Genomic DNA, 6,212 nt, shown 5'->3' on the forward strand with positions numbered 1-6,212 from the left:
TTGGTGCCTTTCAAAGAAAGTTAAAGTAATTAAGTTCTCACATGATAAAGACGAAACAGACACAGAACTCGCTCTGAAAGAGCTCGCTTCCATGGGGTTTGAAAGTGTTTTGTTACTAACCGCAACGGGTGAAAGGGAGGACCACTTTCTGGCTACACTGCTGTTACTTCTACAATTTTCAAGAACCTTTGAATTAAAAATACTCTCTGAAAGGTTGGAGATTGGCTTGGTATATGGATATAGAACATTACCTGCGGTTCCCGGCGAAACCTGGTCTATCTTTCCGTTGGGAGAATCAATACCCCGAGTAACTCTAAAGGGTTTCAAATATGAATTAAATGCCAAAAAGATGTCCTTTGAAAAGCCATTTGGAGTTTCGAATATCGCTCTGAAAAATGAAGTTGAGATAACGGCAGAGGAAGGAAAGGTGGTATATTTCAGATGGTTAAAAAGGCCCTTGTGATTTCTGATACACATGGTTCTGTTGAGAGCTTTGAAAAGATAATAGACCTCACTGGAGATATTGATTTCATTATCCACGCCGGTGACTATCTCTATCATGGTCCAAGAAACAGGATACCTCGCGGATATAACCCAGCCAAACTGGCAGAAAGCTTCAAATTGTTTGGAGATAGGCTCATTGGAGTTAAAGGGAACTGTGATGCAGAGATCGACTTCATGCTTATGGGGGTCTCCGAATTGCCAGCTATAAGATTCATAAACCTAAACTCAAAAAAGTTACTGGTTTTCCATGGACACAAACCTGTGGAATCAGAAGATGCTGTCATTATAATAAAAGGGCACACCCATATACATGAGCTATGTACGTATAAGAATAGAATTATCATGAATCCCGGAAGCCCCTCATTGCCAAAGGACGGAACCCCTGGAACTTTTGGGGTGATAGAATTTGGCGACACCGTAAGCCTATATATACGTGATCTAAATGGAAGACTTATTAAAAAGGAAGGCTTCAAATGAGTAAAATTTTTCCTTTTTTATTGCTGTTGGTCTTGATTATTTCCGCTTGTTCACTGCAACAAAACCATGATCCAAATACTTCTATGCCCGGTGAAGTTACAAAGGATTCTGCGAAAGCGCTTTCTCAGGACAAAGTAGAAATTACCTTTAGAGTTCATATTCCTGACTATACCCCCAAGGACGCAAAAATCTACATAGGAGCTTCTTTCAATGGCTGGAACCCAGGTGATCCGGCCACGGAAATGAAAAAAGTAGCGGACAAAGTTTATGAACTGACTATGAAATTTAAAATAGGTGAATATATAGAATTCAAATTCACTCGAGGAAACTGGGAAACCGTTGAAAAAGGGGAAAAGGGTGAAGAAATACCCAATCGCACAATGAAAATAACGAAGTCTGGCGTTTTTGAATTTGAAGTTAAGCACTGGAGAGACTTTATCGAAAAAGGTGGTGAGGAAGTGGAACTCCTCCATACACTTACCGGCAATTTTGAGACATTCGAGCTATATTCCCCTGAATTGAACAATAAAAGGACGGTAATAGTCTATCTCCCACCGAACTACAAAAAGGATATCCAAAAAAGCTATCCTGTTCTTTACATGCATGATGGACAAAATCTTTTCGATGCCGCCACTTCCTTTATGGGAGAATGGGAAGCTGATGAAACGGCAGAAAAGCTCATAGCTAATGGCGAAATCAAAGAGCTTATTATTGTTGGCATATATAATATGGGTGATCAACGCCTTACAGAATACTCCCCCTGGCCATTTTCGAACAAAGATTACAACAGCAATGGGAAGGGGGATCTTTATGTTGATTTTGTCGTCAACACCCTAAAGCCATATATAGATAATCATTTTAGAACGCTTACAAATAGAGAAAATACAGCTATTGCCGGCTCTTCTATGGGCGGGCTGATATCACTGTATGCTGCATTTAAAAAACCTGAAGTTTTTGGTATGGTGGGTGCCATGAGTCCATCTTTCTGGGTATCGGATGGAAAAATCTTCGATTTTGTAAAAAATGCCGGTGCTGGAAATTTAAAGGTATATATTGATATGGGAATCGGAGAGGGCATACAGGTGCTGGAAGATACCAGAAGAATGGTTGCTCTTCTGAAAAACATAGGTCAAACTGATGAGACTCTTCTTTATGTGGAAGATGAAGATGCTCTCCACAACGAGAAGTTCTGGGCCAAGCGTTTTCCAAAGATGCTGCGGTTCTTCTTTGGCAAATAATTCCTGGAATTAAAAGAAAAGGGCGATTTATCGCCCTTTTTTCATTCAATACGCTACGATTAATGCGTGCTATAATAATCAAGAGGGGGTGGTAAGATGAGGATAAAGTGGCATGGTCATTCATGCTTTTCCATTGAAAGTGGAGGAAAAATCCTTTTGACTGACCCTTTTGACAAATCAGTAGGTTACAAGATACCGAACATTGAACCTGACCTGGTAACCGAGAGCCACCAGCATTTTGATCACAATGCCCATCATCTCTTAAAAGGGAATTTTGAAGTAATCAAAGATCCTGGAGAATATGCGAGGCTTGGCTTTAGCATAAGGGGATACTTGACGTATCACGACACTTCCAGAGGGGCAGAAAGAGGGACAAATATTATTTTCGACATTACTACACCCGAGGGAATACGTGTGGTCCATCTTGGTGACCTTGGAGCTATGCCTGAGAACGATTTATTTGAAAAACTACAAGAAATCGATGTGCTGTTAATTCCAGTGGGTGGCGTATATACCATTGAACCAGCGGAGGCTAAGGCGCTCTCTGACAAACTATCTCCACGCGTTATTATTCCCATGCATTTCAAGACTGAAGCTTTGAAATTCAATTTAGCCCCCGTTGAGAAATTTTTAGGATATTTCGATAATTATTATGAGGAAAGAGAAGAGCTTTTAGTGTATAGAAAAGAAGAGCTTTCAAAGCTAAAGGTTAAGGTAATTAAGCTAAAGTATTGATACTGATGGAGGTGTTTCTATCAACGAAGGGAAACTGCTTTCATATCTCGGACTTGCGAAAAAAGCAGGCAAGATCGTTTTCGGGAAAGAAATGATTCGTTCATATTTGCGTGAGAAGACTGGAAAAAAGGTGCTGGTTATCGCCAGTGATACCAGTGATTCAATAAAATCTGACTGGGCAAAAAGATGTCAGAGCCACGGTGCCGTCTATGTAAGGTTAGAGCATACAAGCAAGTTTGATCTGGCCAGGGCCGTTGGCCTCAGCAATATTTCGGCCGTAGGGATAACGGATGACAGGCTCGCGGCTGAAATCATAAAACTGGTCAGGTCTGGAGGTGAAAAAGATGCCAAAAACGAGAGTATATGAACTCGCAAAGAGGTTGAAAATCAGCACAAGGGAACTTATGGATGAGCTCGAAGAATTGGGTGTTTCTGTAAAAAGCCATATGTCCATGCTTGATGAAGAGACGGTAAACATAATCGCCAGCCTCTACGAGGAAGAAAAAAAGGAAACAAAAATTGTAAAAATTTCTGAAAAGAAAAGACCTAAAAAGGAAGAAGAGAAAGAAATAATCGTGGATGAAGAGGAAAAGAGAAAGAAGAGTGAAGAGGCTGAAAGGGCGCTCGAAGAGAGCAGCAAGAAGGTCGTGTATCTGGATCCTGAAGAACTGAAGTTGAATATATTGGCTGAAAAGATAAAAGTTCCACTTTCGAAAATAATCAAGGACCACTTCATGCGGGGAATAATATTAAGGCCTGCTCAAGCAGTTAACCTTGAAGAGGCTCGGGAGATTGCCACTCAATATGGCTGGAATGTTGAGCTCAAAGAAGAAATAGTCTCCGATCCCCTTGAAGCTTTGAAGGCAAATTACGAGAAACTATACAATGATGAATCGAAACTGGTTCAAAGACCTCCAGTTGTAACTGTCATGGGACATGTAGACCATGGAAAGACAACTCTTCTTGATCGAGTCAGGAAAACAGCTGTTGCTGAGAAGGAAATTGGTGGAATAACTCAATCCATAGGTGCTTATCATGTTGAGATAAAGGGAAAGAGGATAACCTTTATTGATACTCCTGGTCATGAGGCTTTTACTGAAATGAGAGCCCGGGGTGCTCAAGCCACAGACATAGTTGTTCTAGTAGTGGCGGCAGACGATGGAGTTATGCCCCAAACCATAGAAGCTTTTAACCATGCGAAAACAGCAAATGTACCCATAATAGTGGCCATAAACAAAATAGACAAACCAAACGCAAATGTCGATGTGACCAAACAACAACTTGCCTCCAAACTGGGTCTGGTTCCAGAAGATTGGGGTGGAGACACGATTGTGGTACCCATTTCAGCAAAGATGGGTAAGGGCATTGACGAGTTGCTTGAAATGATCCTGCTTGTAGCCGAAATGAGCGAGATTAGGTGTATTCCCGAGGGAAATGCACGCGGTGTGATAATAGAATCAGAATTAGATAAAGGCGTCGGGCCACTTGCCACAGCGATTATCAAAGATGGCATTTTAAGAGCAGGTGACTATGTAGTAGCGGGCTCAACTCATGGTAAGGTAAGGGCTTTGAGGAATGAGATGGGGAAAAAGATAAAAATGGCTAGTCCTTCCGATCCCGTTCAGATAATAGGCTTTGAGGAAGTTCCGGACATGCATGAGATCTTATATGTAGTTGACAATCTCGACCAGGCAAGGGAAATATCAGCTTTTGTAAAAGAGAAGCAAAAGAAAGAGAGAATGGTCAAAGGTAAAAGACATGTGAGACTCGAAGAATTTATGAGGATTTCCGGTGAAGGTGAAAGAAAAACATTGAACTTGATAATAAAATCTGACTCCTTTGGGGCCGTTGAGGCACTTAAACAAGCCGTGGCCAAATTGGAAACAGAAGAAGTTCATATAGAGATCGTTCACTCTGGCATTGGACCGGTAAATAGTAGTGATGTTATGCTTGCGGCCGCTTCTGATGCGGTAATCATTGGCTACAAAGTAAAAACTGATTCCCAGGCCCGTTCTCAAGCTGAAGAGGAAGGTGTGCAGATAAAGCTTTATGAAATCATCTTTGATCTCATCGATGATCTTAAAAAAGCTCTTGAAGGGCTCTTAGAACCTGAGGAAGTTGATGAAGTCGTTGGGCACGGTGAAGTCAAGCAGGTGTTCAAAATTAAGAAGCTTGGCAACATAGCAGGAGTACAGCTTCATGATGGTTATGTTACAAAGGAAGGTCTTGTAAGAGTTTACAGGAGAAACGAGGAAATCTTTGATGGAAAAATAGAATCTTTGAAGCACTATAAAGAAGAGGTCAACAAAGTAGATGCCCCAAAAGAATGTGGAATTAAACTATTAGAATTTGACGGTATTCAGGAGGGCGACAAACTCGAGTTCCATGTCAAAAAACAGGTCAAAAGAACATTAGAATTCAACAAAGAGGAGAACTAAGAGTTCTCCTCTTTGTTTTCCTCATTTTCTTCTTCCGCTTTTAATTTAGCCTGAAGCTTTTCAAAGAGAATAAATCTTATATACATAATGGCTACAATCGCCACAATGGTAAATATTAGAAAAAGCCATTTTCCAGAAAACAAAAGCCCTACCATTAGAAAAACAAGGAGAAATACCAGCAATATGTATATCAAATCGAAGAAAACAATAAATCTTTTCATTTTTCAACCGCCTTTCACAGTAACATCCAAAAGTAGATGAAGATTATAGCCAAAAAAGGCCGCCAGAGAGAGAAAAAGGATGTCCTTTAACGAATCGTTTTTCATGGAAAAAGCAGCGCCAAAAACGATGCCACTGTAAATAAGACCAGCCCAGATGCTGTGTAGAAAACCCCTGTGCTTGAATAGTCTCAATGTTTTTGAAGTGGCTATACCTGCAAGGACAGCGATAAAGAACAACATTGGAGTCGAAATGAATTGGAAACGCACTATTTCAGTCAACGCAGTAGCTGCATATTTCAAAAGAATCCCGATGAAAAGCCCGGAAGCCACAACGATTACTATGAGAATCTCTGCTATTCTTCTTGCAAGAGATTCACCTGCATCTATATCGGGTAAGTCGCTTCCAAGAACGTACAAAAAAAAGCCAAGTGTAATCACAGCAGGGTCAATTTCCTGAGAAAAACTCCACAAACTGGCCACTAAATAGAAAATCAGAATATATAAGGGGTAAGTGTAAATACCAGCTGCAATGTGCACTTTGAAATTGGGCATTATACTTCCCTCCTGAAAAAGTAGCCAAGAGCCGAGATTCCCACATA

8 protein-coding genes are annotated in these 6,212 nt (G+C 40.7%); 6 read left to right on the forward strand and 2 right to left on the reverse strand.

What is annotated here, in order from left to right; genetic code table 11:
• The 6 genes from AC3LHT_RS07920 to infB form a co-directional block, all read left to right on the forward strand.
• Positions 1-463, forward strand: a 463-nt coding sequence (locus tag AC3LHT_RS07920) for a thiamine diphosphokinase (protein ID WP_488662509.1), incomplete at its 5' end; no start/stop codon positions are given.
• Entirely contained in the window at positions 442-981 is a 540-nt protein-coding gene (gene yfcE / locus AC3LHT_RS07925) for a phosphodiesterase (RefSeq protein ID WP_488662510.1), read from the forward strand. The genes AC3LHT_RS07920 and yfcE, both read left to right, overlap by 22 nt.
• Complete coding sequence (locus tag AC3LHT_RS07930) at positions 978-2,219, forward strand: alpha/beta hydrolase-fold protein (protein WP_488662511.1); 1,242 nt, start codon at positions 978-980, stop codon at positions 2,217-2,219. The genes yfcE and AC3LHT_RS07930 overlap by 4 nt, the downstream gene beginning before the upstream one ends.
• A 96-nt stretch (positions 2,220-2,315) precedes the next feature.
• Positions 2,316-2,954 (forward strand): MBL fold metallo-hydrolase, encoded by a 639-nt coding sequence (locus AC3LHT_RS07935; protein WP_488662512.1) that lies wholly within the window; start codon positions 2,316-2,318, stop codon positions 2,952-2,954.
• 34 nt (positions 2,955-2,988) lie between these two features.
• The gene (locus tag AC3LHT_RS07940; protein WP_290644933.1) at positions 2,989-3,321 is read left to right on the forward strand and encodes a L7Ae/L30e/S12e/Gadd45 family ribosomal protein; all 333 of its coding nucleotides are present in this window, start codon (positions 2,989-2,991) and stop codon (positions 3,319-3,321) included.
• Entirely contained in the window at positions 3,299-5,392 is a 2,094-nt protein-coding gene (infB, locus tag AC3LHT_RS07945; protein WP_488662513.1) for a translation initiation factor IF-2, read from the forward strand. The genes AC3LHT_RS07940 and infB overlap by 23 nt, the downstream gene beginning before the upstream one ends.
• On the opposite strand, the gene AC3LHT_RS07950 is transcribed toward infB, so the two are convergent.
• Positions 5,389-5,613 carry a hypothetical protein gene (locus AC3LHT_RS07950; RefSeq protein ID WP_290644857.1) on the reverse strand — a complete coding sequence of 75 codons (225 nt, stop codon included), beginning with the start codon at positions 5,611-5,613 and terminating at the stop codon, positions 5,389-5,391. The genes infB and AC3LHT_RS07950 overlap by 4 nt on opposite strands.
• A gap of 3 nt (positions 5,614-5,616) precedes the next feature.
• A partial coding sequence (locus AC3LHT_RS07955; RefSeq protein WP_488662514.1) for a metal-dependent hydrolase occupies positions 5,617-6,212 on the reverse strand: 596 nt, incomplete at its 5' end.

The organism is Kosmotoga sp., assembly GCF_982836095.1.